The organism is Escherichia sp. E13S3, assembly GCF_004212325.1.
In the GTDB taxonomy this organism is placed as follows: domain Bacteria; phylum Pseudomonadota; class Gammaproteobacteria; order Enterobacterales; family Enterobacteriaceae; genus Escherichia.
On record NZ_RHJR01000006.1, the window covers coordinates 62167 to 84155 of the forward strand.

Consider the following 21989-nt stretch of genomic DNA (forward strand, 5'->3'; position numbering starts at 1 on the left):
GACGCTATGCTTTACTCTATTCCAGTTGCTGGAGTTCACCGCGCGGGGTTACTCGCCAACGATGCTGGCAGAAATAAAGCAGCGGGTTGTCCTGATTACTGTCGCTGTAACCACTGTACAACCGCAGTGGCGTGCCGATTTTGCGTTCCAGTTGCGCGACCTTCTCATGCCCGAGGCAACGCATTGTCAATACCCAGCCGCCATAACCACGCTGAATTTGGCTGGCAATAAGATTCACCCGCGGTAACCAGGGCGTATCGAAATAGACCGCTTCAACCAGCGGCTGTGGAGAACCGGTAATCAACCAGATATCAGCATCGGAACTGAGCAAGTAGGTGGTCAGGCGCTCTTGCACCAGCGGAAAGGCAGTCACATTGTCGCGAAACCAGTGTACAAAATCGGCTTGTAATGCCTGTAAACGCGCTTCGCTGTGACCAAAAGTGCATCCCCACAATAGCAGACTCATCGGCCAGCGCGCAGCACGGCCTTTTATCAATAATGCCATGGCAATAACCGGCAATAGCGGCAGGACAAGCAGTGTATTCAGCGGTTGGCGACGCAGTAAGTAGCGCAGAAAACTACCGAACATATCCTGTTGATGCAATGTTCCATCTAAGTCAAAAAACACCACACGACGCTCGTGAGTTGCCAAACCATACTCCTCTGGACTGAAACATCCTGATTAATCATCGCTACTACATAGCCTAACAGATAGATCATCACTTTTCCGGCAACAATCTACCGTATAATGCTGAATGGAATTTTTAATTCATAGATCTTACAAGCTATGGAATATAATATTCACTCGCTTGTGTCTCATATTGCCTGTTGTCGCCATTATTTTATCGCGAGGAAAGATATGAACGGCTTACTTCGTATTCGTCAGCGTTACCAGCAGCTTGCCCAGAGTGATAAAAAACTGGCGGACTATCTCCTGCTACAACCTGATACGGCGCGCCATTTAAGTTCGCAGCAATTGGCCAACGAAGCTGGGGTCAGTCAATCCAGCGTAGTGAAATTCGCACAAAAACTCGGCTATAAAGGTTTTCCAGCCTTAAAACTGGCGTTAAGCGAAGCTCTGGCGAGCCAGCCGGAATCCCCTTCTGTCCCCATTCATAACCAAATTCGCGGTGATGATCCGCTGCGACTGGTAGGTGAAAAACTCATAAAAGAAAACACGGCTGCCATGTATGCGACGCTGAACGTTAACAGTGAAGAGAAATTGCATGAATGCGTGGTGATGCTGCGTTCTGCGAGGCGGATTATTTTGACTGGCATTGGCGCTTCGGGTCTGGTAGCGCAAAACTTTGCCTGGAAACTGATGAAGATTGGTTTCAATGCTGCCGCAGAACGCGATATGCATGCGTTGCTCGCTACTGTACAGGCATCTTCACCGGACGACCTGTTATTAGCCATCTCTTACACTGGTGTACGACGTGAGTTAAATCTCGCGGCAGATGAGATGCTGCGCGTGGGTGGAAAGGTGCTGGCAATTACCGGTTTCACGCCGAATGCTCTGCAACAACGAGCGTCCCACTGCCTGTATACTATTGCCGAAGAACAGGCGACGAATAGTGCATCGATCTCCGCTTGTCATGCTCAGGGAATGCTTACAGATTTGCTGTTCATTGCGCTAATCCAGCAGGACCTGGAACTGGCGCCTGAGCGCATTCGCCACAGCGAAGCACTGGTGAAAAAACTGGTTTGAGCAAAGAATACGCGTATAATGCCCGCCCGGTTTGTGTTGTTTTGAGAGTTTCCTTATGGCGCTGTTAATCACTAAAAAATGCATCAATTGTGATATGTGTGAACCTGAATGCCCGAATGAGGCGATTTCAATGGGAGATCATATCTACGAGATTAACAGCGATAAGTGTACCGAATGCGTAGGTCACTACGAGACGCCAACCTGCCAGAAGGTGTGTCCGATCCCTAATACTATTGTGAAAGATCCGGCGCATGTCGAGACAGAAGAGCAGTTGTGGGATAAATTTGTGCTAATGCATCACGCAGATAAAATTTAATATTCTGATCTGGAAGTAGTGTATTTATTATTTTTTAGAGAAACCTTGACGCTATTATATTTATTTAAATGATGACAACGGCATAATCATTCGCCAAATGAATTCATATAATATCTGCGCAGACATTTATTTATAATTATTAAAGGCGCGCCTGGCTGGTTAACCTGACGCGCCTTAAGTACGTTTCCTTGTGTTATAAGAACAGAAGGATCAGCTGTAAAACAGCAATGATGACTTTAATGACCCGTTTAAACAGGTATCGACAATCAGTCATTCGTTTTTCCTTAAACAAGGAATGCAGCCGTTCAGATTAGCCCTTACATCTCCCCAAAACTGAACGTGCGAGTTATTGAGGATCCATGCTGCACTCCACACCAGAGCTTTGACGACACCACTCGTTTCAATGGGGGAATTCAGTGGCATGGTGTAAAGCACAGCAAAATCGCCAATAACGAAGCCAATTTTAATGTACTTACGAATTTGCAGTCACGTTAATATTTCCATCAATATCGCTTTCTTCGTAAAGGCTCGAGTTTTTATGATAAAGATTGCAAGTTGCTTGTAAAAGATAACCACCCTGATCCATAATCGCTGTTGTTGAGGGTGCATGCTGCACAAAATTAAAGTTATAAAGTAAAACCCCCGTTCCTTACCAGTTCGGGGGTTTTACTTTATAAAGAGAACGGTATTATTTTAACTTTCAATAATTACCGTGGCGCAAGCATAATGACGTTCATCTGCCAGCGTCACATGCATATGTGCGACGCCCAGCTTTTCCGCGAGTTTTAATGCCTCGCCCCACAGTCGCAACCGTGGCTTACCAAGCTCATCGTTGAACACTTCAAACTGATTAAACGCCAGACCATTGCGGATCCCGGTTCCAAACGCTTTTGCCGCTGCTTCTTTCACAGCAAAACGCTTCGCCAGAAAACGCACTGGCTGTTGGTGCGTTTTCCAGATTTCCCATTCGTTATCGCTTAATACGCGGCGAGCCAGGCGCTCACCGGATCGGGCGATCACCGCTTCAATGCGAGCGATCTCCACGATATCCGTGCCTAAACCTAATATTGCCATTAGCCACGCGCTTCCAGCATCAGACGCTTCATTTCTGCCACCGCATCTTTCAGTCCGGTCATCACAGCACGACCAATAATGGCATGACCGATATTCAGTTCGTGCATCTCAGGGATGGCGGCAATGGCTTTCACGTTGTGATAGGTCAGACCATGTCCGGCGTTAACTTTCAGACCGAGACTTGCGGCAAAGGTCGCGGCTTTGGCGATGCGCGTCAACTCTTGCGCCTGTTCAGCTTCAGTTTTTGCATCGGCATAACAACCGGTGTGGATCTCGATAAACGGGGCGCCTACCTCTGCTGCAGCTTTGATCTGCTCTTCATCTGCGTCGATAAACAGAGAAACCTGAATCCCGGCATCCGCCAGACGTTTACAGGCATCGCGCATTTTGTCACGCTGACCTGCGACGTCCAGGCCACCTTCGGTTGTCACTTCCTGGCGCTTTTCCGGTACCAGGCAGCAAAAATGAGGCTTCGTCTCAATGGCAATCGCCAGCATCTCTTCGGTCACCGCCATTTCCAGATTCATGCGGGTATCCAGCGTCTGACGCAGGATGCGCACGTCGCGGTCAGTAATGTGGCGACGATCTTCACGCAAATGCACGGTAATGCCATCCGCGCCAGCCTGCTCGGCAATAAACGCGGCCTGCACCGGGTCGGGGTAAGCAGTACCACGTGCATTACGCAGCGTTGCGATATGGTCAATGTTGACGCCCAACAGTAATTCAGCCATGACAATCCTCATCAGTCATTATGTGTTTGCACTGTTCGCTTAGGTATAAACTGCCGGAACAGTTCCCTGCTCTTTAATGGTTTACCGCCAAGATACGGCTTAAGCGCCATGCGGGTAAAGCGTTTCGCGGCACGCAATGTGTCTGCGTCAGGAAATTCCCGCGTGTGTAACGCTTTCAACTGCCTTCCGGTGAAGGTTTTGTTGTCGATAACTACACTGGCGATAAACCCTTTTTCTTCGCGATAACGATACGTCATGGTGTCATCCACCGGTTCGCCGCTACCTGCACAATGGGTAAAATTGACGCCATAACCCAGATGCCCGAGCAATGCCAGTTCAAAGCGGCGCAACGCGGGTTCCGGTGTGCCTGTGGCTCCAGCCAGAGACTGGATGCAGTGCAAGTAATCGAAAAAGAGTTCAGAGAAGCGCGTCTCGTATTCCAGCACGCGGGAGAGAAGTTCGTTGATGTACAGACCGCTGTAAAGCGTGATACCGCTTAATGGCAGCGCCAATGAGACAGCTTCAGCACTGCGCAGTGTTTTGACTTCACCGCGCCCACCGAAGCGAAGCAAGAGAGGCGTGAAAGGCTGTAATGCACCTTTCAGGGTAGAGCGTTTAGAGCGTGCGCCTTTGGCAACCAGACGCACGCGACCCGACTCCTCCGTGAAGACATCCAGCATCAGGCTGGTTTCGCTCCACGGGCGACTATGCAGGACAAATGCGCGCTGCCAGCCTTCCATCATACTCGTCGCCTTTCAAGTTGCAGGTGCCTTGGCTGCACCCGTTCACCCTGGTCACTTACTTTAGTAAGCTCCCAGGGATTCACGGTCTTGCCGCCTTCCTGCACCTCGAAAGTCATAGAGTATGCTAATTAAAGATCGTCAACGTAACCGAGACTACGCAGTGCGCGTTCGTCATCAGCCCAGCCGGATTTCACTTTCACCCACAGCTCAAGGTGGACAGGCGCTTCGAACATTTCCTGCATGTCTTTACGCGCTTCAATACCGATGGTTTTGATCTTGGCCCCTTTGTTGCCAATGACCATCTTCTTCTGCCCTTCGCGCTCAACGAGAATCAAACCGTTGATGTCATAACCACCACGTTCATTGGTGACAAAACGTTCGATCTCCACGGTGACGGAGTACGGCAGTTCTGCACCGAGGAAACGCATCAGTTTTTCACGGATGATTTCAGAGGCCATAAACCGCTGTGAGCGATCGGTGATGTAATCTTCCGGGAAGTGATGGGTCGCTTCAGGCAGATGCTTACGCACGATTGCCGCAATAGTGTCAACATTCAGCCCGGTTTCGGCAGAGATCGGCACAATATCGAGGAAGTTCATCTGGCTTGCCAGGAACTGCAGATGCGGCAGCAGATCGGCTTTCTCCTGCACGTTGTCCACTTTGTTCACCGCGAGGATCACCGGCGCTTTGCCATCACGCAGCTTGTTGAGCACCATTTCATCGTCCGGTGTCCAACGGGTGCCTTCAACGACAAAAATCACCAGCTCAACGTCGCCAATGGAGCTGCTCGCCGCTTTGTTCATCAGGCGGTTAATAGCACGCTTCTCTTCCATATGCAGGCCCGGGGTGTCGACGTAGATCGCCTGATACGCGCCTTCAGTATGGATACCCACAATGCGGTGACGAGTTGTCTGCGCTTTGCGGGAAGTGATGGAGATTTTCTGCCCCAACAGTTTGTTCAGCAGCGTGGATTTGCCAACGTTCGGGCGTCCGACGATGGCAATAAATCCGCAATAACTTTTATCGATGCTCATTCCAGCTCCAGTTTTTTCAACGCCTGTTCGGCGGCAGCCTGCTCAGCCTTACGACGGCTTGAACCTGTGCCAACCACCGGTTCACTCAGGCCGCTGACCTGGCAGTGGATTGTAAATTCTTGATCGTGCGCTTCGCCACGGACCTGAACTACCAGATAAGTCGGCAGCGGCAGATGGCGACCCTGCAAATATTCCTGCAGACGTGTTTTCGGATCTTTTTGTTTATCGCCTGGGCTAATTTCGTCCAGACGGGTTTGATACCAGTTAAGGATTAACTTCTCGACAGTTTGAATATCACTGTCGAGGAATACGCCACCAATTAATGCTTCGACGGTGTCGGCGAGAATTGACTCGCGACGAAATCCACCGCTTTTAAGTTCACCCGGCCCTAAACGCAAGCACTCGCCTAACTCAAATTCGCGTGCCAGTTCTGCCAGCGTATTGCCACGGACCAGCGTGGCGCGCATCCGGCTCATATCGCCTTCATCCACACGCGGGAAACGGTGATACAGCGCATTGGCGATAACGTAGCTCAAGATTGAGTCGCCTAAAAATTCTAAACGCTCGTTATGTTTGCTGCTGGCGCTGCGGTGAGTTAATGCCTGCTGCAGCAGTTCCTGATGATTAAAAGTGTAGCCCAGCTTCCGTTGAAGCCGATTAATTACGATGGGGTTCATGCGATACCAATAAATAAATGCGTCAACAATTCAGCACACGAAACAGACCTGATACACATAGGCTCTGTTAACCGCTTTGTCGCGGATTCATTACGCCATATATGGAAACCAACGCTGTTTCGTGTGCCGTGGCACCCAGAAGGCGCCAACCTTAAACTTCGGGGGAATATTCTATACACAACGATAAGGGATGTCGTTAGCCTGGGGAGATTTATCTCATAAATAATTCACGTTGCCGCCAGAATGACGACAACGTGAACGAGAAGCAGCAATTAATGGATGCCACCAATGCGACTTAAGCGCACACCTGTCGGCCATTCACCTTCTTGCTTATCGAAACTCATCCAGATTGCCGTTGCCCGACCAACCAGATTCGCTTCCGGCACAAAGCCCCAGTAACGGCTGTCCGCGCTGTTGTCGCGGTTATCGCCCATCATGAAGTATTGACCCGGCGGAACAATCCAGGTTGCCAGTTGTTGTCCTGGTTGCTGGTAATACATCCCTACCTGATCCTGGGCGATTGGCACAGTCAGGATACGATGCGTTACATCGCCCAGCGTCTCTTTACGTTCGGAAAGACGAATGCCATTTTCTTTGGTTTCGTTTTTCGGCACTTCAAAGAAGCCACTGGTCGCTTCCCCGCCGTTACGACGCGAGAAGGTCTGTACGAAATCGCTCGGTTCAACGTTGGAATAAGTTACCGGCAGCGCGTTTTCACACGCCTGACCAGAACTGCATCCAGGTTGAATGGTCACTTCTTTCGCGACCGGATCATAAGTGACTTTATCGCCCGGTAAACCTACCGCGCGTTTGATGTAATCAAGCTTCGGATCTTCCGGGTATTTGAAGACCACGATATCGCCACGTTTCGGATGACCGGTTTCGATCAATGTTTTCTGGTAAATAGGATCTTTAATGCCGTAAGCAAATTTCTCTACCAGAATGAAGTCACCGATTAACAGAGTCGGCATCATCGAACCTGACGGGATCTGGAACGGTTCATAAATAAATGAACGCACAATCAATACGATAGCCAGCACCGGAAATACAGAAGCCCCGGTTTCCAGCCAGCCTGGCTTCGGCGCAACCTTTTTCAGTGTTGCTTTATCCAGTGAATCCCCGGCAGCCGCTTGCGCCGCTGCCTGACGTTCCCGTCGTTTAGGTGCGAAAAAGAATTTATCCACGCACCATAAAATGCCCGTCACCAGTGTGGCAATCACCAGAATCAGGGCAAACATATTCGCCATGCCAACTCCTAAGGGTTATTTGTTGTCTTTGCCGACGTGCAGAATGGCAAGGAACGCTTCCTGCGGCAGCTCAACGTTACCGATCTGCTTCATACGTTTCTTACCTTCTTTCTGTTTCTGCAGCAGCTTTTTCTTACGGCTGATATCACCACCATAGCATTTAGCCAGTACGTTTTTACGCAGCTGCTTCACGGTAGAACGCGCAATGATGTGCGTTCCAATCGCTGCCTGAATAGCGATATCAAACTGCTGGCGTGGGATCAGATCTTTCATCTTCTCCACCAGCTCGCGACCACGGTTTTGCGAATTATCACGGTGGGTGATCAATGCCAGCGCATCAACACGTTCACCGTTGATTAAGACGTCAACACGCACCATGTCAGAAGCCTGGAAGCGTTTGAAGTTGTAATCCAAAGACGCATAACCACGCGAGGTAGATTTCAGTCGGTCGAAGAAATCAAGCACCACTTCCGCCATCGGGATCTCGTAGGTCAGCGCTACCTGGTTTCCGTGATAGACCATGTTGGTCTGTACACCGCGTTTTTCCACGCACAGGGTAATGACGTTACCGAGATACGCTTGCGGCAGCAGCATGTGACACTCTGCAATCGGCTCGCGCAGTTCGTAGATGTTATTTACCGCTGGCAGCTTGGATGGGCTGTCGACGTAGATAACTTCTTTTGCCGTAGTTTCAACTTCATACACTACTGTCGGTGCTGTGGTAATCAGGTCAAGATCGTATTCACGTTCCAGACGTTCCTGAATGATCTCCATGTGCAACAGGCCGAGGAAGCCGCAGCGGAAACCAAAGCCCAGCGCCGTAGAGCTTTCTGGCTCATAGAACAGTGAAGCGTCGTTCAGGCTGAGTTTGCCCAACGCGTCACGGAAGGCTTCATAGTCGTCGGAACTTACCGGGAACAGACCGGCATATACCTGCGGTTTAACTTTCTTAAACCCAGGCAACGCTTTTTCTGCCGGATTACGCGCCAGCGTTAAGGTATCGCCTACCGGTGCGCCGTGGATGTCTTTGATCGCACACACCAGCCAGCCTACTTCGCCGCATTTCAGTTCAGTACGATCAACCTGTTTCGGCGTGAAGATCCCCAGGCGGTCGGCGTTATAGGTCTGCCCGGTGCTCATAACTTTCACTTTGTCGCCCTTACGCAGGGTGCCGTTTTTAATACGGATAAGTGAAACCACGCCCAGGTAGTTATCGAACCAAGAGTCGATAATCAGCGCCTGTAACGGACCTTCTGGATCGCCTTCCGGCGGCGGAATGTCACGCACCAGACGTTCGAGAACATCCTGCACGCCAACGCCGGTTTTCGCGGAGCAGCGCACCGCATCGGTGGCGTCGATACCAACAATATCTTCAATTTCTTCCGCCACGCGTTCAGGATCGGCTGCCGGCAGGTCAATCTTGTTCAGTACCGGCACCACTTCGAGATCCATCTCCATCGCGGTGTAGCAGTTCGCCAGAGTTTGCGCTTCTACGCCCTGCCCGGCGTCGACCACCAGCAATGCACCTTCACAGGCAGCCAGCGAACGGGAAACTTCATAGGAGAAGTCTACGTGGCCCGGGGTGTCGATAAAGTTAAGCTGATAGGTTTCACCGTCAGACGCTTTGTAGTCCAGCGTCACGCTTTGCGCTTTGATGGTAATGCCACGCTCACGCTCAAGATCCATGGAATCGAGAACCTGCGCCTCCATTTCACGGTCAGACAGGCCACCGCAGATCTGGATAATACGGTCAGACAGCGTCGATTTACCGTGGTCAATGTGAGCTATGATCGAAAAGTTACGTATATTCTTCATAAAGTATGATTATTGTGCCTTAACGCCCGGTTAACCAGGCTTTTAGAAGTCGCTGTTCTGAGCTTAACGTCTGTATTAATAGAAAGGCCGCATTCTACACTACAACATTGAGGCGAGGAAATGTTCATACCGTATGGATTGTGGTATCTGGAAACGTCCTCGCATTTGTTATGCAAAATGCAACAAAGCCAGTGAAATCACTGGCTCGCGTCTTCCGAAGATGTTTCAAACCGCACAAGGCCTGGCGGCAATGCCACGCTTAAGATGATCGGTTGCCATTCAGCCCGGGCAGCAAACTTTCGCGAGTAGCCGCGCGCAATCAGGAATCCACCAACGCCACCAAGAATTGCGCCGCATAACGCCGCGATGTCTGAAGCAAAGAGTAGCTGAAATAACGAAGCAACAAGGAATAATCCCAACAGTGGCGACATATAAACCAGTAATGCGGAACTAAGCAGGCTACCTTCAGCGATTCCTAATTCCACTTTTTGCCCCGGCACTAACGGCTCATCACAGGGTACGACGATGGTATGTGTGGTTTGCGGACCAAGTTTATTCAACACGCGACTGCCGCAGCCAGCGCGGGAAGCGCAGCTGCTGCATGAGGCTTTGACATCACAACTGACCAGCGCCTGCCCGTTTTGCCAGGAGACGACGGTAGCCCACTCTTTGATCATTGCGCGGCCCCGAACTTAATGTTCTCGGCAATGCGTTTCGCCGTTTGCGGCGGTAGTTCACCAACAATAGTGATTTCCGCGTTGTCACGTATGCTGGTGCTGACTGTCCGGCGTCCGGTACGCAACATCTGATCGGTGCTCGATGGCGTCGCGCGATTAACGTTTACCGAGAAGCTGAACAAGCCGTCTGAATAGAGACGTGATTCGATGGGCATATTGTCCATCGTGGGCAACGGGCGTCGGCTACTGGAGACTTCGCTAAACCCCTGCGGCAACCAGGTTGGAGTCCAGTTGAATTTGGCTTTTTCACCTACAGGAACAGAAAGCAGTGGCGGCAAGTTCGCCTTCGCCAGCGTCTGCATACTGCTGCTGATATCCTGATTGACGTTAAAAGCAATCACGCGAAATTGTTCCAGCGTTTCACCATCGCGATCAAGGAGATCAACCCGCATCGGTAATTTCGATTCGGTGTCCATCCACACAATGTAGCTGTAGCGTGTGCCATCACGGGCGACTACGCGAATGACTTCGCAAAGACGATCAGCAATACGCGTGCGTCCCACGGAGATAAAGTCGTAGTAAGGAGAAAGGCGTTTGAAATCGGTATAAATGAGCGATGGCAGAGAATCAACAATGTAATCGCCATTAAGCGTGAACGGTTCAAGGCCCGGCTCAAAGTAGCTGATTTCATTGCCGCGCTGTACCACTTCCCGGCGCGGGCCATCCATTTGCAACAGCTGTGCAAGCGGACGGTTATCGAGGCGTGCATGTCGATAACGCAGAGACTCAACACCCTGTTTATTGATGCTGATGAATGACAGCTCGTAATTCAGTGACTGGCTGGCCAGGTTCATCTGCTGTAATAACGCCCCGGACGCGGGAGTGGCCGAGGCGTTAGCAGAGAATAACAGGCTACCTGTCACTAATGACATGGCAAACCAAAGTTGCTTCATTACTGCGATTGCGTTCCTAAAGTTTGAATTCCTGGCACCTGTACAGCGGCTTGCTGTGTTTGTGCCTGCTCAAACTGAAGCTGTTCAGAGTGGAGTCGACGTTGCAGTTCGTAATCCTGCAACATGGCATTAATGCGACGACGCTGCTCCTGTACCTGCTGCTGTTGACCATTGTTTGCGGTCGCTTCAGAAGGTACTCCCAGACTTACCGGACTGGCTTTCCCCATCATCGGCAGAGTATTAAATACCGGTGTTTCGGGCTGCTGGGACGTTTCAGATTGTCCATTATAGTGCTGGACGCCAACGATAACTGCAAGCGATACACATGCCGCTACGCCCATTTGGGTAAGCTGTGCCGCCCATGGACGTACTTTCTGCCAGAATGGCATTTTCTGCCATTGATGCGGCGCAGGCTGGGCCTCTGGGATCAATGTCGTCGGTTGACGAACGGGCTCTTCTTCAATGGCGGCCATCACGCGTGATGAAATATCGAAATGAAGCAACTCAGGAGTATCACCCCGCATAGAGTCACGGATTAAGTGATAGCTTTCCCAGGTTTTCTGCATTTCCGGGTTGTGAGCCAGTTCGTTAAGCAGCTCACTATCCAGCGTTTCGCCATCCATTAAAGCGGAAAGTTGTTCTTTCTGCATGCCTAATACCCTTATCCAGTATCCCGCTATCGTCAACGCCTGATAAGCGGTTGAACTTTGTTATCAATAGCTTCCCTCGCTCGGAAGATACGTGAACGCACCGTACCTACCGGACAATCCATGATAGCGGCTATCTCTTCATAGCTCAGGCCATCCAGCTCCCGCAAGGTTATTGCCATGCGTAAATCTTCCGGGAGGGACTCAATAGTTCGGAAAACTATCTGTCTCAGTTCTTCTGACAACATTAAGTTCTCAGGGTTCGAAATTTCTTTCAGCGCGCCGCCACTTTCGAAGTTTTCTGCTTCAATGGCATCCACATCACTGGAAGGTGGACGACGCCCCTGAGCAACCAGGTAATTTTTCGCTGTATTTACAGCAATCCGATACAGCCATGTATAAAAAGCACTATCTCCCCGGAACGAATCCAGCGCACGATAGGCTTTAATAAAAGCTTCTTGTACCACATCGGGAACATCACCCGACGGCACATAGCGGGAAACCAGACTCGCCACTTTATGCTGATAGCGCACTACCAGTAAGTTAAAAGCTTTCTGATCTCCCTTCTGGACCCGTTCAACCAGGACCTGGTCCGTTAACTGCTCGCTCATCCGAGGTAAAGTCTCCCCAAACCAAATTTCCACGCGCTATCGAAACGCCACTCCATTAGCTGCAATTTGAGCAAGCAAAACGTTAGAGTGTCTCGTTTTTGTAAAGTTCCGTAACGCATCTGTTTTTGTTTGTCATGCTGTAGACGGATCATTATCTATCATTATAAGTCTACAGAATCTGAACATCGCATTATCTGTGTAGAAATGCCCATTTAACTGCCTGAAGAGTACCCCAACGGCCTTTTTATTTCACCACCTAATCCTCCGCCAGCAAGCAACTTCTCTTTTTTCCACCGTCCAGGATCTCCCTGTTTAGCCATTGTAACAAATATTAAAATAGCAGGTGTTTAATTACACAACGTGATGCTATGCTGACCAAACTGTGTTTAGTAAATTAAACAAACAAAATGAATACTCTTCCTGAACATTCTTGTGATGTGCTGATTATCGGTAGCGGCGCAGCCGGGCTTTCACTGGCACTACGTCTGGCTGACCAGCATCAGGTCATCGTTCTTAGCAAAGGCCCGGTAACGGAAGGCTCAACATTTTATGCCCAGGGCGGAATCGCCGCCGTGTTTGATGAAACTGACAGCATTGACTCGCATGTGGAAGATACATTAATTGCTGGCGCCGGTATTTGCGATCGCCATGCGGTTGAGTTTGTCGCCAGCAACGCGCGTTCCTGCGTGCAATGGCTAATCGATCAGGGAGTGTTGTTTGATACCCATGTGCAGCCAAATGGCGAAGAAAGCTATCATCTGACTCGTGAAGGTGGGCATAGTCACCGTCGTATTCTTCATGCTGCCGATGCCACTGGTAGAGAAGTAGAAACCACGCTGGTGAGCAAGGCGCAGAACCATCCGAATATTCGAGTGCTGGAACGCAGCAATGCGGTTGATCTGATAGTTTCTGACAAGATTGGTCTGCCTGGAACGCGACGGGTTGTCGGCGCGTGGGTGTGGAACCGTAATAAAGAAACCGTGGAAACTTGCCATGCTAAAGCGGTGGTGCTGGCAACTGGCGGCGCGTCGAAGGTTTATCAGTACACCACCAATCCGGATATTTCTTCTGGCGATGGCATTGCTATGGCGTGGCGCGCAGGCTGCCGGGTTGCCAATCTCGAATTTAATCAGTTTCACCCTACCGCGCTGTACCATCCACAGGCACGGAATTTCCTGTTAACGGAAGCCTTACGCGGCGAAGGCGCTTATTTGAAACGCCCGGACGGCACACGTTTTATGCCTGATTTTGATGAGCGCGGCGAACTGGCCCCGCGCGATATTGTCGCCCGCGCCATTGACCATGAGATGAAACGCCTCGGCGCGGATTGTATGTTCCTTGATATCAGCCATAAGCCCGCTGAATTTATTCGCCAGCATTTCCCGATGATCTATGAAAAGTTGCTCGGGTTGGGTATTGACCTCACGAAAGAACCGGTGCCGATTGTGCCTGCTGCGCACTATACCTGCGGCGGCGTAATGGTTGACGATCATGGACGTACGGACGTTGATGGCCTATATGCCATTGGCGAAGTGAGTTATACGGGCTTACATGGTGCTAACCGCATGGCCTCTAACTCCTTGCTGGAGTGTCTGGTCTATGGCTGGTCGGCAGCGGAAGATATTACAAAACGTATGCCTTATGCGCGTGGCGTCAGTACGTTACCGCCGTGGGATGAAAGCCGTGTTGAGAATCCTGACGAACTGGTGGTGATTCAACATAACTGGCACGAGTTACGCCTGTTTATGTGGGATTACGTCGGCATTGTGCGCACAACAAAACGTCTTGAGCGCGCTCTGCGGCGTATCAATATGTTGCAACAGGAAATAGACGAATATTACGCCCACTTCCGCGTATCAAATAATTTGCTGGAACTGCGTAATCTGGTGCAGGTTGCCGAGTTGATTGTTCGCTGTGCAATGATGCGTAAGGAAAGTCGGGGGTTGCATTTCACGCTGGATTATCCGGAACTGCTCACGCATTCCGGTCCATCGATCCTTTCCCCCGTCAATCATTACATAAATAGATAAAAAGCCTGGGTCAGCGCCGTATACGCTTCGGAATAGTTCTGGTCTGGCCCACGAATGACTAAGCGATCGCAAAAGCACTCCCCCGCCAGTGGGGAGAATGCCAGCAGCACCCGATGCGGCAATCGCGCTTCGTTTTCTGCCACATCCGTTCGCAAACGTAAATGCCACCCCATGCTTAATGCCAGCTCCGTAAAACTATTACCGATTTGCTCTGGCAACACCACGCAGAAAAATCCCTCTTCGGTAATGCACTCTGCCGCGCAAGTCAGCAAGGATTGATGATCCAGCGTGGTGGTATAGCGCGCCTGTTCCCGCTGCGGTGTCGCACACTCCACTCCCTGCTGATAATACGGCGGGTTGCTGATGATTAAATCGAAGCGTGCTGTCTGCTGTGTGATCCACTGCTGAATATCCGCCGTATGGACATTAATCCGCTCTGCCCACGGAGACTGGTTAATATTCTCCTGCGCCTGAGCTGCAGCTTCACTTTCCAGTTCAACTGCATCAATCATCACGCTGTCATCGGTTCGCTGCGCCAGCATCAGTGCCAACAACCCGCTACCAGTGCCGATATCAAGGCAGCGTTTTACCCCTGCCACCGGAGCCCATGCGCCAAGCAAAATTCCATCCGTTCCCACTTTCATCGCACATCGTTCGTGGCCGACAAAAAACTGTTTAAAAGTAAATCCATTACGACGAAGCACGGATGTAGACTGTGACATGTAAATAAAACCTTGCTGAAAAAACGGCGATAGCACCGGGTAAGAACAATACCTGAGAAGCGATATCCATACAAACAGATGAAGATTGCAGCCGTAACGTCTATAATCAGCGCCCCACACAGAGGTAGAACATGACTGTAACGACTTTTTCCGAACTTGAACTCGACGAAAGCCTGCTGGAAGCCCTCCAGGATAAAGGTTTCACTCGCCCGACCGCCATTCAGGCTGCCGCCATTCCGCCTGCGCTCGATGGCCGTGATGTACTCGGTTCTGCGCCGACAGGCACCGGTAAAACGGCGGCGTATCTGCTGCCAGCGTTGCAGCACCTGCTCGATTTCCCACGTAAGAAATCCGGTCCGCCGCGTATTTTGATCCTCACCCCAACTCGCGAGCTGGCGATGCAGGTGGCCGATCATGCCCGCGAACTGGCGAAACATACGCATCTGGATATCGCCACTATCACCGGCGGCGTGGCCTATATGAACCACGCAGAAGTTTTCAGCGAAAACCAGGACATCGTGGTCGCCACGACCGGACGTCTGCTGCAATACATAAAAGAAGAGAACTTCGATTGCCGCGCAGTTGAAACGCTGATCCTCGACGAAGCTGACCGTATGCTGGATATGGGCTTCGCTCAGGATATCGAGCATATTGCTGGCGAAACGCGCTGGCGTAAACAGACCCTGCTCTTTTCCGCAACGCTGGAAGGCGATGCGATTCAGGATTTTGCCGAGCGTCTGCTGGAAGATCCGGTGGAAGTTTCTGCGAATCCGTCTACCCGTGAGCGCAAAAAAATTCATCAATGGTATTACCGCGCCGATGATCTTGAGCATAAAACCGCATTGCTGGTGCATCTGTTAAAACAGCCTGAAGCGACTCGCTCAATCGTATTTGTGCGTAAGCGTGAGCGTGTGCATGAGCTGGCAAACTGGCTGCGTGAAGCGGGCATCAACAACTGCTATCTCGAAGGTGAGATGGTACAAGGCAAGCGTAATGAAGCGATTAAACGCCTGACCGAAGGTCGCGTTAACGTGCTGGTTGCCACCGACGTTGCTGCACGCGGTATCGACATTCCAGACGTCAGCCACGTCTTTAACTTCGATATGCCGCGCAGTGGTGATACTTATTTGCACCGTATCGGGCGTACCGCTCGCGCCGGTCGTAAAGGCACCGCAATTTCGCTGGTGGAAGCTCATGACCATCTGCTGCTGGGCAAAGTTGGCCGTTACATTGAAGAGCCGATTAAAGCTCGCGTAATTGATGAGTTACGCCCGAAAACGCGTGCGCCAAGCGAGAAGCAGACCGGCAAGCCATCGAAGAAAGTACTGGCAAAACGCGCCGAGAAGAAAAAAGCTAAAGAGAAAGAGAAGCCGCGGGTGAAAAAACGCCATCGCGATACCAAAAATATAGGTAAGCGCCGTAAACCAAGCGGAACGGGCGTGCCACCGCAAACAACAGAAGAGTAATCATAATGCCGGGTTTAAGTCCGGCATTTTTTTATCCCGGCAAAAAACACTCTTCAACACACTGAATAAAAGTGTGCATCGCCGGGCTAACCGCTTTTCCAGCATGGTGTGCGCACATTGCCGTAATGGTCTGCGACTGTTCGCCAAAAGGCAATTCAATTAATTCTCCGCTCTCAAGCTCTTTTGCCACCGCAAAGCGGGGCAAGTAACTGACACCGATATTCGCCGCGACACAACGTTTGATGCTTTCGATACTTATAAGCTCAATGGTGTTTTCCACCGTGATCCGCCGCTGGCGCAGCGTGCTCTCAAATATCTGCCGGAAGACACATTGCGGTTCGTTGATAATAAAGCTACAGGCGTTATGTCTTCCCGACTCAGTAAAATCGACATCTGCAATTTGCGGTGAAGCCACCAGCACCAGCGATTGTTCACCCAACTCACGTCGGTTCAGTGCATCATCATTCCCTACGCGATAAAAGATGCCGACGTCTGCCTCATCATTCAGTAGTGCATCACGAATAACGTAACAGTTCAGTGACTGCAATGATAAACGCACTTTTGGTGCGCGTTGCCGAAAACGCTGCAACACCTGCGGCATTCGGTAAGAGAGCAACGTTTCGCCCGAAACAACGCGCAGTTCTCCGTCCGGATCCGACTCTTTTTTGGCAGCTTCACGAAGTGTATCCATCACTCTGGTGAGTTCATAGATGTGCGGAAGCAGCTTTTTGCCTTCGCGAGTGAGGCACATCCGTCGACCAATTTTCTCAAACAACTGGACCGAGAACTCCTGTTCAAGCTGCTGAATATGAAAAGTCACCGTCGACTGTGTGCAACACAATTTTTGCGAAGCTCGCAAAAAAGAACCCTCTTCCACCACGGTTTTTAGGGTAATAAAACGGCGCAGATCCATAATCCCAAACCTATCGAAAATATCGAATTTAGAATGTGAAAACATTCATTTTTTTAAATGTTTTGTGTCGGGTACTGTCTACCAAAACAGAGGAGATAACAAGTGACACCGACCCTTTTAAGTGCTTTTTGGACCTACACCCTGATTACTGCCCTCACGCCAGGACCAAACAATATTCTCGCCCTTAGTTCTGCCACGTCGCATGGGTTTCGTCAGAGTACCCGCGTACTGGCGGGGATGAGTCTGGGATTTTTAATCGTCATGCTACTGTGCGCGGGAGTTTCGTTTTCACTGACTGTTATTGACCCGGCAGCAGTGCATCTGTTGAGTTGGGCGGGGGCGGCATATATTGTCTGGCTGGCGTGGAAAATCGCTACCAGCCCAACAAAGGAAGACGGGCTTCAGGCAAAACCGATCAGCTTTTGGGCAAGCTTTGCGCTACAGTTTGTGAACGTCAAAATCATTTTGTACGGCATTACAGCACTATCGACGTTTGTCCTGCCGCAAACGCAGGCGTTAAGTTGGGTGGTTGGCGTCAGCGTTTTGCTGGCAATGATTGGGACGTTTGGCAATGTGTGCTGGGCGCTGGCGGGGCATCTGTTTCAGCGATTGTTTCGCCAGTATGGTCGCCAATTAAATATCGTGCTGGCGCTGCTGCTGGTCTATTGTGCGGTACGCATTTTCTATTAATGAAAAAAAGCGGAAGAGGTCGCCCTCTTCCGCTTAGTAACTTGCTACTTAAGCCTTACAGGCTTTCAGTAAAGGTACGAGCGATAACGTCGCGCTGCTGTTCCGGAGTCAGAGAGTTAAAGCGAACTGCATAACCGGATACACGGATGGTCAGCTGCGGATATTTTTCCGGATGCTTAACTGCATCTTCCAGAGTTTCACGACGCAGAACGTTTACGTTCAGGTGCTGACCACCTTCTACGCGAACTTCTGGTTTAACTTCTACTGGAACTTCACGGTACTCAATGTCACCCAGTTTGCTTACTGCAACCACTTCGTCTTCTGCAAAACCTGCTTTCGCAACGATGCAACGTGCTTCGCCTTTTTCGCTGTCCAGCAGCCAGAAAGAGTTCAGCAGATCGTCGTTAGCGGCTTTAGTAATCTGGATACCTGTAATCATGTGATGCCTCCCCGGCAAAATTATTTGATTTGTTCAGCCTGTCGCGGCCAATTGGTAAAACCATTGTTGCTTGAGTGTATATATACTCCTCAAAGACCCCTGATTCTTTGATTTAAATCAATAAAAAACACACATCAAGTGTAGCGACAAGTGGATTTTATTGTTTTACATCAACTTATGCGGGTGTGAAATTTTACCAATTTACATTTTTTTACAGTCGATTATGTCTATAAAATGAGCTTGATTTTGTTCTGTAGAAAGAAGCAGTTAAGCTAGGCGGATTGAAGATTCGCAGGAGAGCGAGATGGCTAACGAATTAACCTGGCATGACGTGCTGGCTGAAGAGAAGCAACAACCCTATTTTCTTAATACCCTTCAGACCGTCGCCAGCGAGCGGCAATCCGGCATCACTATCTATCCGCCACAAAAAGATGTCTTTAACGCCTTTCGTTTTACCGAGTTAGGCGATGTCAAAGTTGTGATTCTCGGCCAGGATCCTTATCACGGCCCCGGACAGGCTCACGGCCTGGCGTTTTCTGTTCGCCCCGGTATCCCCACTCCGCCATCATTACTGAATATGTATAAAGAGCTGGAAAACACCGTTCCAGGCTTTACCCGCCCGGCGCATGGCTATCTCGAAAGCTGGGCGCGTCAGGGCGTTCTGCTGCTCAATACCGTATTGACGGTACGCGCAGGTCAGGCGCATTCCCACGCCAGCCTCGGTTGGGAGACGTTTACTGATAAAGTCATCAGCCTCATAAATCAGCATCGCGAAGGCGTGGTGTTTTTGTTGTGGGGATCTCATGCGCAAAAGAAAGGGGCGATTATAGATAAGCAACGCCATCACGTACTTAAAGCACCGCATCCGTCACCGCTTTCTGCGCATCGTGGATTCTTTGGCTGTAACCATTTTGTGCTGGCAAATCAGTGGCTGGAACAACGTGGCGAGACGCCGATTGACTGGATGCCAGTATTACCGGCAGAGAGTGAGTAAATTTGCGGGAAAATGCCGGATGGCAGAGTTGCCACCCGGCTGATTTATCAGGCTTTATTCTGACGCCACCATTCGCCAAGCAGAACGCCAGTTGCGACAGAAATATTCAGTCCAGCAACGTTGCCAGTACCGTCAATCTTCACGCGCAAATCGTTCGGATCGCGTGCGGCATCCGGTAACCCTTCATATTCCTGCCCCAGCACCAGCACCATTTTTTCTGGCAGACTGGTTTTGAACAGCGGTTTACCTTGCTCGCTGGAAGTGGTCACCACGGTGTAGCCCGCCTGACGGAAATCATCCAACACGTCAACAATGTTGTCGCCAGTAATCGGCTGAACGTGCTCTGCGCCGCCTTCTGCGGTACGGATAGCCGCACCAGACTCCAGCAGTGCCGCATCCTGCACCACAACGCCTTTCACGCCGAAGTGCGCGCAGCTACGCATCATGCCACCCAGGTTATGCGGGTTAGATTCGTTTTCCAGCGCCAGTACACAATCCTGCGCGCCTGCCTGGCTTACCCACTGCTGCACGGTTGTACCGTTACGCTTTTTGATCAGGAAGCACACGCCGCCGTGATGTTCCGTGCCTGACGCTTTTGTCAGTTCCGCTTCATCCACCACATGGTACGCTTTGCGGTTTGCCGCCATCCAGCGCAATGCTTCTTTAAAACGTGGCGTTACGCTCTGGATAAACCAGGCGCGAACAATTGCTTCCGGACGGCTCTGGAACAGTGCCTGACATGCGTTTTCGCCGTAGACGCGGGTTTCTTCCGCACGCTGACGACGCAACACTTCCGGATCAATAAAACTTTTACCACTGATGCCACCGTGATCGGCCTTTTCCGGCGCATCATCACCAGGCGCGCGGGAAACTGTGCGCCACGGCGACTCTTCCCACTTGCGGTCACGGGGCTGACTCTGTTTGTCATCGCGGGCGGGGCGACGGCCACCGTCGGCACGAGATTTTCCTGGACGCCCGCCCCCTTTCCCGGTACGCGGGTTATGGGTACGTTTATCAGAATCATCATCACTGCGGACATACATCACTTTGACCTTGCCGCTTTTACCTTTCATTTCATCGTTCATGCTTTTCTCCACCAGCGCTGCGCGAAGCGCGCAGATTACCCGAAGTGCGCGCGGTTCGCCATGATTTCGTTCCAAAGCCTGCGTCTATCATACCCATTGAATAAAACAGATTGTTGTCTGGAACAATGTCCCCGATAATATGTAACATATTAGAAACATACCGGCGTCGTTGCCGATAAGTCTCCTTACTCATCCCGAGGTTAGTTATGAATACCGTTTGTACCCATTGTCAGGCCATCAATCGCATTCCCGACGATCGGATCGAAGATGCGGCAAAATGCGGACGCTGCGGTCACGACTTGTTTGACGGAGAGGTGATTAATGCGACCGGTGAAACGCTCGACAAATTGCTGAAAGATGATCTACCTGTGGTGATCGACTTCTGGGCGCCGTGGTGCGGCCCCTGCCGTAACTTCGCGCCAATTTTTGAAGATGTTGCGCAAGAGCGTAGCGGTAGAGTGCGCTTTGTGAAAGTGAATACCGAAGCTGAACGTGAATTAAGCAGCCGCTTTGGTATTCGCAGTATTCCGACGATCATGATTTTCAAAAACGGTCAGGTCGTCGACATGCTTAATGGCGCAGTGCCGAAAGCGCCGTTCGATAGCTGGTTGAACGAATCTCTTTAATCTTACCGGGGCGCATCTTGTGCCCCGTTTTCTCCTCTGCGACAATGGCGTTTTTTCGACGCTCTCTTATGACCGAAAACGCTGTTCTCCAGTTACGCGCCGAACGTATTGCGCGCGCAACACGTCCTTTTCTTGCCCGCGGTAATCGCGTTCGTCGCTGCCAACGCTGTCTTTTGCCAGAGAAATTATGTCTCTGTTCGACAATCACGCCAGCGGAAGCAAAAAGTCGCTTCTGTTTGCTGATGTTCGACACCGAGCCAATGAAGCCAAGTAACACCGGGCGTCTGATTGCTGATATTTTGCCTGATACCGTTGCGTTTCAATGGTCGCGTACCGAACCCTCGCAAAATTTGCTGGATCTGGTACAAAACCCGAACTATCAGCCAATGGTGGTCTTTCCCGCCTCATATGCTGATGAGCAACGGGAAGTGATCTTCACCCCGCCTTCCGGTAAGCCACCGCTGTTTATAATGCTCGATGGCACCTGGCCGGAAGCGCGCAAGATGTTTCGTAAAAGTCCGTATCTGGATAATCTCCCCGTCATTTCCGTCGATCTTTCCCGGCTTTCTGCCTATCGCCTGCGTGAAGCCCAGGCTGAAGGCCAATATTGTACCGCTGAAGTGGCTATCGCACTTTTAGATATGGCGGGCGATACCGGGGCTGCGGCCAGCTTAGGCGAGCATTTCACTCGCTTTAAAACACGCTATCTGGCAGGAAAAACGCAACATCTGGGTAGCATCACAGCAGAACAGTTAGAAAGCGTTTAAAATCATTCGGTCACTTCTGCGGGA

The 21989-nt window shown here is 50.8% G+C and carries 26 protein-coding genes; 8 read left to right on the forward strand and 18 right to left on the reverse strand.

Annotation, left to right across the window (positions count from 1 at the left end):
• Nucleotides 1-16 precede the first annotated feature (16 nt).
• Nucleotides 17-652, reverse strand: a complete 636-nt coding sequence (gene yfhb, locus D9597_RS07820) for a phosphatidylglycerophosphatase C (RefSeq protein WP_130222054.1) — start codon at nucleotides 650-652, stop codon at nucleotides 17-19.
• A gap of 207 nt (nucleotides 653-859) precedes the next feature.
• Here yfhb and D9597_RS07825 point away from each other — a divergent pair, with 207 nt between their 5' ends.
• Both D9597_RS07825 and yfhL read left to right on the forward strand, forming a co-directional pair.
• Nucleotides 860-1708 carry a MurR/RpiR family transcriptional regulator gene (locus D9597_RS07825; protein WP_130207550.1) on the forward strand — a complete coding sequence of 283 codons (849 nt, stop codon included), beginning with the start codon at nucleotides 860-862 and terminating at the stop codon, nucleotides 1706-1708.
• Between the two features lie 55 nt (nucleotides 1709-1763).
• Nucleotides 1764-2024 carry a 4Fe-4S dicluster ferredoxin YfhL gene (gene yfhL / locus D9597_RS07830; RefSeq protein WP_001196283.1) on the forward strand — a complete coding sequence of 87 codons (261 nt, stop codon included), beginning with the start codon at nucleotides 1764-1766 and terminating at the stop codon, nucleotides 2022-2024.
• 193 nt (nucleotides 2025-2217) lie between these two features.
• On the opposite strand, the gene shoB is transcribed toward yfhL, so the two are convergent.
• From shoB to rseD, 13 genes are all read right to left on the reverse strand, one after another.
• Nucleotides 2218-2298 carry a type I toxin-antitoxin system toxin ShoB gene (shoB, locus tag D9597_RS07835; RefSeq protein WP_130214702.1) on the reverse strand — a complete coding sequence of 27 codons (81 nt, stop codon included), beginning with the start codon at nucleotides 2296-2298 and terminating at the stop codon, nucleotides 2218-2220.
• Between the two features lie 419 nt (nucleotides 2299-2717).
• Nucleotides 2718-3098 carry a holo-ACP synthase gene (acpS, locus tag D9597_RS07840; protein WP_064526159.1) on the reverse strand — a complete coding sequence of 127 codons (381 nt, stop codon included), beginning with the start codon at nucleotides 3096-3098 and terminating at the stop codon, nucleotides 2718-2720.
• A complete protein-coding gene (gene pdxJ, locus D9597_RS07845) occupies nucleotides 3098-3829 on the reverse strand; it encodes a pyridoxine 5'-phosphate synthase (RefSeq protein WP_130222055.1) in 732 nt (243 codons plus the stop codon). Before pdxJ ends, acpS begins: the two co-directional genes overlap by 1 nt.
• Before the next feature lie 11 nt (nucleotides 3830-3840).
• Nucleotides 3841-4569 (reverse strand): DNA repair protein RecO, encoded by a 729-nt coding sequence (recO, locus tag D9597_RS07850; RefSeq protein WP_130207598.1) that lies wholly within the window; start codon nucleotides 4567-4569, stop codon nucleotides 3841-3843.
• 131 nt (nucleotides 4570-4700) lie between these two features.
• The gene (gene era, locus D9597_RS07855) at nucleotides 4701-5606 is read right to left on the reverse strand and encodes a GTPase Era (protein WP_000020738.1); all 906 of its coding nucleotides are present in this window, start codon (nucleotides 5604-5606) and stop codon (nucleotides 4701-4703) included.
• Complete coding sequence (gene rnc, locus D9597_RS07860; protein WP_001068343.1) at nucleotides 5603-6283, reverse strand: ribonuclease III; 681 nt, start codon at nucleotides 6281-6283, stop codon at nucleotides 5603-5605. Before rnc ends, era begins: the two co-directional genes overlap by 4 nt.
• A gap of 272 nt (nucleotides 6284-6555) precedes the next feature.
• Nucleotides 6556-7530 carry a signal peptidase I gene (gene lepB, locus D9597_RS07865; protein WP_000002532.1) on the reverse strand — a complete coding sequence of 325 codons (975 nt, stop codon included), beginning with the start codon at nucleotides 7528-7530 and terminating at the stop codon, nucleotides 6556-6558.
• 15 nt (nucleotides 7531-7545) lie between these two features.
• A complete protein-coding gene (gene lepA / locus D9597_RS07870) occupies nucleotides 7546-9345 on the reverse strand; it encodes a translation elongation factor 4 (RefSeq protein WP_000790173.1) in 1800 nt (599 codons plus the stop codon).
• Nucleotides 9346-9542: 197 nt separating this feature from the next.
• A complete protein-coding gene (gene rseC, locus D9597_RS07875) occupies nucleotides 9543-10022 on the reverse strand; it encodes a SoxR-reducing system protein RseC (RefSeq protein WP_130214671.1) in 480 nt (159 codons plus the stop codon).
• Nucleotides 10019-10975 carry a sigma-E factor regulatory protein RseB gene (gene rseB, locus D9597_RS07880; RefSeq protein WP_064526144.1) on the reverse strand — a complete coding sequence of 319 codons (957 nt, stop codon included), beginning with the start codon at nucleotides 10973-10975 and terminating at the stop codon, nucleotides 10019-10021. Before rseB ends, rseC begins: the two co-directional genes overlap by 4 nt.
• Entirely contained in the window at nucleotides 10975-11625 is a 651-nt protein-coding gene (gene rseA / locus D9597_RS07885) for an anti-sigma-E factor RseA (RefSeq protein ID WP_130214673.1), read from the reverse strand. Before rseA ends, rseB begins: the two co-directional genes overlap by 1 nt.
• Nucleotides 11626-11657: 32 nt before the next feature.
• Nucleotides 11658-12233: an RNA polymerase sigma factor RpoE gene (gene rpoE, locus D9597_RS07890; protein ID WP_001295364.1), complete on the reverse strand. Its 576-nt coding sequence runs from the start codon at nucleotides 12231-12233 to the stop codon at nucleotides 11658-11660.
• Nucleotides 12230-12385 (reverse strand): rpoE leader peptide RseD, encoded by a 156-nt coding sequence (gene rseD / locus D9597_RS07895; protein WP_064526141.1) that lies wholly within the window; start codon nucleotides 12383-12385, stop codon nucleotides 12230-12232. The genes rpoE and rseD overlap by 4 nt, the downstream gene beginning before the upstream one ends.
• Nucleotides 12386-12640: 255 nt before the next feature.
• Here rseD and nadB point away from each other — a divergent pair, with 255 nt between their 5' ends.
• Nucleotides 12641-14263: an L-aspartate oxidase gene (nadB, locus tag D9597_RS07900; RefSeq protein ID WP_130222056.1), complete on the forward strand. Its 1623-nt coding sequence runs from the start codon at nucleotides 12641-12643 to the stop codon at nucleotides 14261-14263.
• Here the strand turns inward: nadB and trmN are convergent.
• A complete protein-coding gene (gene trmN / locus D9597_RS07905; RefSeq protein WP_130214677.1) occupies nucleotides 14248-14985 on the reverse strand; it encodes a tRNA(1)(Val) (adenine(37)-N(6))-methyltransferase TrmN in 738 nt (245 codons plus the stop codon). The two genes, nadB and trmN, sit on opposite strands and share 16 nt — an antisense overlap.
• A 131-nt stretch (nucleotides 14986-15116) precedes the next feature.
• On the opposite strand from trmN, the gene srmB reads away from it, so the two are divergent.
• Entirely contained in the window at nucleotides 15117-16451 is a 1335-nt protein-coding gene (gene srmB, locus D9597_RS07915; RefSeq protein ID WP_000219193.1) for an ATP-dependent RNA helicase SrmB, read from the forward strand.
• Nucleotides 16452-16482: 31 nt separating this feature from the next.
• Here srmB and D9597_RS07920 read toward each other — a convergent pair whose 3' ends face one another.
• Nucleotides 16483-17364 carry a LysR family transcriptional regulator gene (locus tag D9597_RS07920; RefSeq protein WP_130222057.1) on the reverse strand — a complete coding sequence of 294 codons (882 nt, stop codon included), beginning with the start codon at nucleotides 17362-17364 and terminating at the stop codon, nucleotides 16483-16485.
• A 102-nt stretch (nucleotides 17365-17466) separates the two neighbouring features.
• Here D9597_RS07920 and eamB point away from each other — a divergent pair, with 102 nt between their 5' ends.
• Entirely contained in the window at nucleotides 17467-18054 is a 588-nt protein-coding gene (gene eamB, locus D9597_RS07925) for a cysteine/O-acetylserine transporter (RefSeq protein WP_130222058.1), read from the forward strand.
• Between the two features lie 55 nt (nucleotides 18055-18109).
• Here eamB and grcA read toward each other — a convergent pair whose 3' ends face one another.
• Nucleotides 18110-18493, reverse strand: coding sequence for an autonomous glycyl radical cofactor GrcA (grcA, locus tag D9597_RS07930; RefSeq protein WP_000627804.1), 384 nt, complete (start codon nucleotides 18491-18493; stop codon nucleotides 18110-18112).
• Nucleotides 18494-18797: 304 nt separating this feature from the next.
• Here grcA and ung point away from each other — a divergent pair, with 304 nt between their 5' ends.
• Entirely contained in the window at nucleotides 18798-19487 is a 690-nt protein-coding gene (gene ung, locus D9597_RS07935; protein ID WP_130214686.1) for a uracil-DNA glycosylase, read from the forward strand.
• Between the two features lie 47 nt (nucleotides 19488-19534).
• On the opposite strand, the gene D9597_RS07940 is transcribed toward ung, so the two are convergent.
• The gene (locus D9597_RS07940; protein ID WP_130222059.1) at nucleotides 19535-20572 is read right to left on the reverse strand and encodes a tRNA/rRNA methyltransferase; all 1038 of its coding nucleotides are present in this window, start codon (nucleotides 20570-20572) and stop codon (nucleotides 19535-19537) included.
• A gap of 206 nt (nucleotides 20573-20778) precedes the next feature.
• On the opposite strand from D9597_RS07940, the gene trxC reads away from it, so the two are divergent.
• Complete coding sequence (gene trxC, locus D9597_RS07945) at nucleotides 20779-21198, forward strand: thioredoxin TrxC (protein ID WP_130222060.1); 420 nt, start codon at nucleotides 20779-20781, stop codon at nucleotides 21196-21198.
• Nucleotides 21199-21266: 68 nt separating this feature from the next.
• A complete protein-coding gene (gene tapT, locus D9597_RS07950; protein WP_130222061.1) occupies nucleotides 21267-21965 on the forward strand; it encodes a tRNA-uridine aminocarboxypropyltransferase in 699 nt (232 codons plus the stop codon).
• Nucleotides 21966-21989: the final 24 nt, after the last annotated feature.

Coding starts and splice junctions, on each gene's coding strand:
- D9597_RS07825 (WP_130207550.1), top strand. CDS start 860: ATGAACGGCTTACTTCGTATTCGTCAGCGTTACCAGCAGCTTGCCCAG.
- yfhL (WP_001196283.1), top strand. CDS start 1,764: ATGGCGCTGTTAATCACTAAAAAATGCATCAATTGTGATATGTGTGAA.
- shoB (WP_130214702.1), bottom strand. CDS start 2,298: ATGACTGATTGTCGATACCTGTTTAAACGGGTCATTAAAGTCATCATT.
- acpS (WP_064526159.1), bottom strand. CDS start 3,098: ATGGCAATATTAGGTTTAGGCACGGATATCGTGGAGATCGCTCGCATT.
- pdxJ (WP_130222055.1), bottom strand. CDS start 3,829: ATGGCTGAATTACTGTTGGGCGTCAACATTGACCATATCGCAACGCTG.
- recO (WP_130207598.1), bottom strand. CDS start 4,569: ATGGAAGGCTGGCAGCGCGCATTTGTCCTGCATAGTCGCCCGTGGAGC.
- era (WP_000020738.1), bottom strand. CDS start 5,606: ATGAGCATCGATAAAAGTTATTGCGGATTTATTGCCATCGTCGGACGC.
- rnc (WP_001068343.1), bottom strand. CDS start 6,283: ATGAACCCCATCGTAATTAATCGGCTTCAACGGAAGCTGGGCTACACT.
- lepB (WP_000002532.1), bottom strand. CDS start 7,530: ATGGCGAATATGTTTGCCCTGATTCTGGTGATTGCCACACTGGTGACG.
- lepA (WP_000790173.1), bottom strand. CDS start 9,345: ATGAAGAATATACGTAACTTTTCGATCATAGCTCACATTGACCACGGT.
- rseC (WP_130214671.1), bottom strand. CDS start 10,022: ATGATCAAAGAGTGGGCTACCGTCGTCTCCTGGCAAAACGGGCAGGCG.
- rseB (WP_064526144.1), bottom strand. CDS start 10,975: ATGAAGCAACTTTGGTTTGCCATGTCATTAGTGACAGGTAGCCTGTTA.
- rseA (WP_130214673.1), bottom strand. CDS start 11,625: ATGCAGAAAGAACAACTTTCCGCTTTAATGGATGGCGAAACGCTGGAT.
- rpoE (WP_001295364.1), bottom strand. CDS start 12,233: ATGAGCGAGCAGTTAACGGACCAGGTCCTGGTTGAACGGGTCCAGAAG.
- rseD (WP_064526141.1), bottom strand. CDS start 12,385: ATGATCCGTCTACAGCATGACAAACAAAAACAGATGCGTTACGGAACT.
- nadB (WP_130222056.1), top strand. CDS start 12,641: ATGAATACTCTTCCTGAACATTCTTGTGATGTGCTGATTATCGGTAGC.
- trmN (WP_130214677.1), bottom strand. CDS start 14,985: ATGTCACAGTCTACATCCGTGCTTCGTCGTAATGGATTTACTTTTAAA.
- srmB (WP_000219193.1), top strand. CDS start 15,117: ATGACTGTAACGACTTTTTCCGAACTTGAACTCGACGAAAGCCTGCTG.
- D9597_RS07920 (WP_130222057.1), bottom strand. CDS start 17,364: ATGGATCTGCGCCGTTTTATTACCCTAAAAACCGTGGTGGAAGAGGGT.
- grcA (WP_000627804.1), bottom strand. CDS start 18,493: ATGATTACAGGTATCCAGATTACTAAAGCCGCTAACGACGATCTGCTG.
- ung (WP_130214686.1), top strand. CDS start 18,798: ATGGCTAACGAATTAACCTGGCATGACGTGCTGGCTGAAGAGAAGCAA.
- D9597_RS07940 (WP_130222059.1), bottom strand. CDS start 20,572: ATGAACGATGAAATGAAAGGTAAAAGCGGCAAGGTCAAAGTGATGTAT.
- trxC (WP_130222060.1), top strand. CDS start 20,779: ATGAATACCGTTTGTACCCATTGTCAGGCCATCAATCGCATTCCCGAC.
- tapT (WP_130222061.1), top strand. CDS start 21,267: ATGACCGAAAACGCTGTTCTCCAGTTACGCGCCGAACGTATTGCGCGC.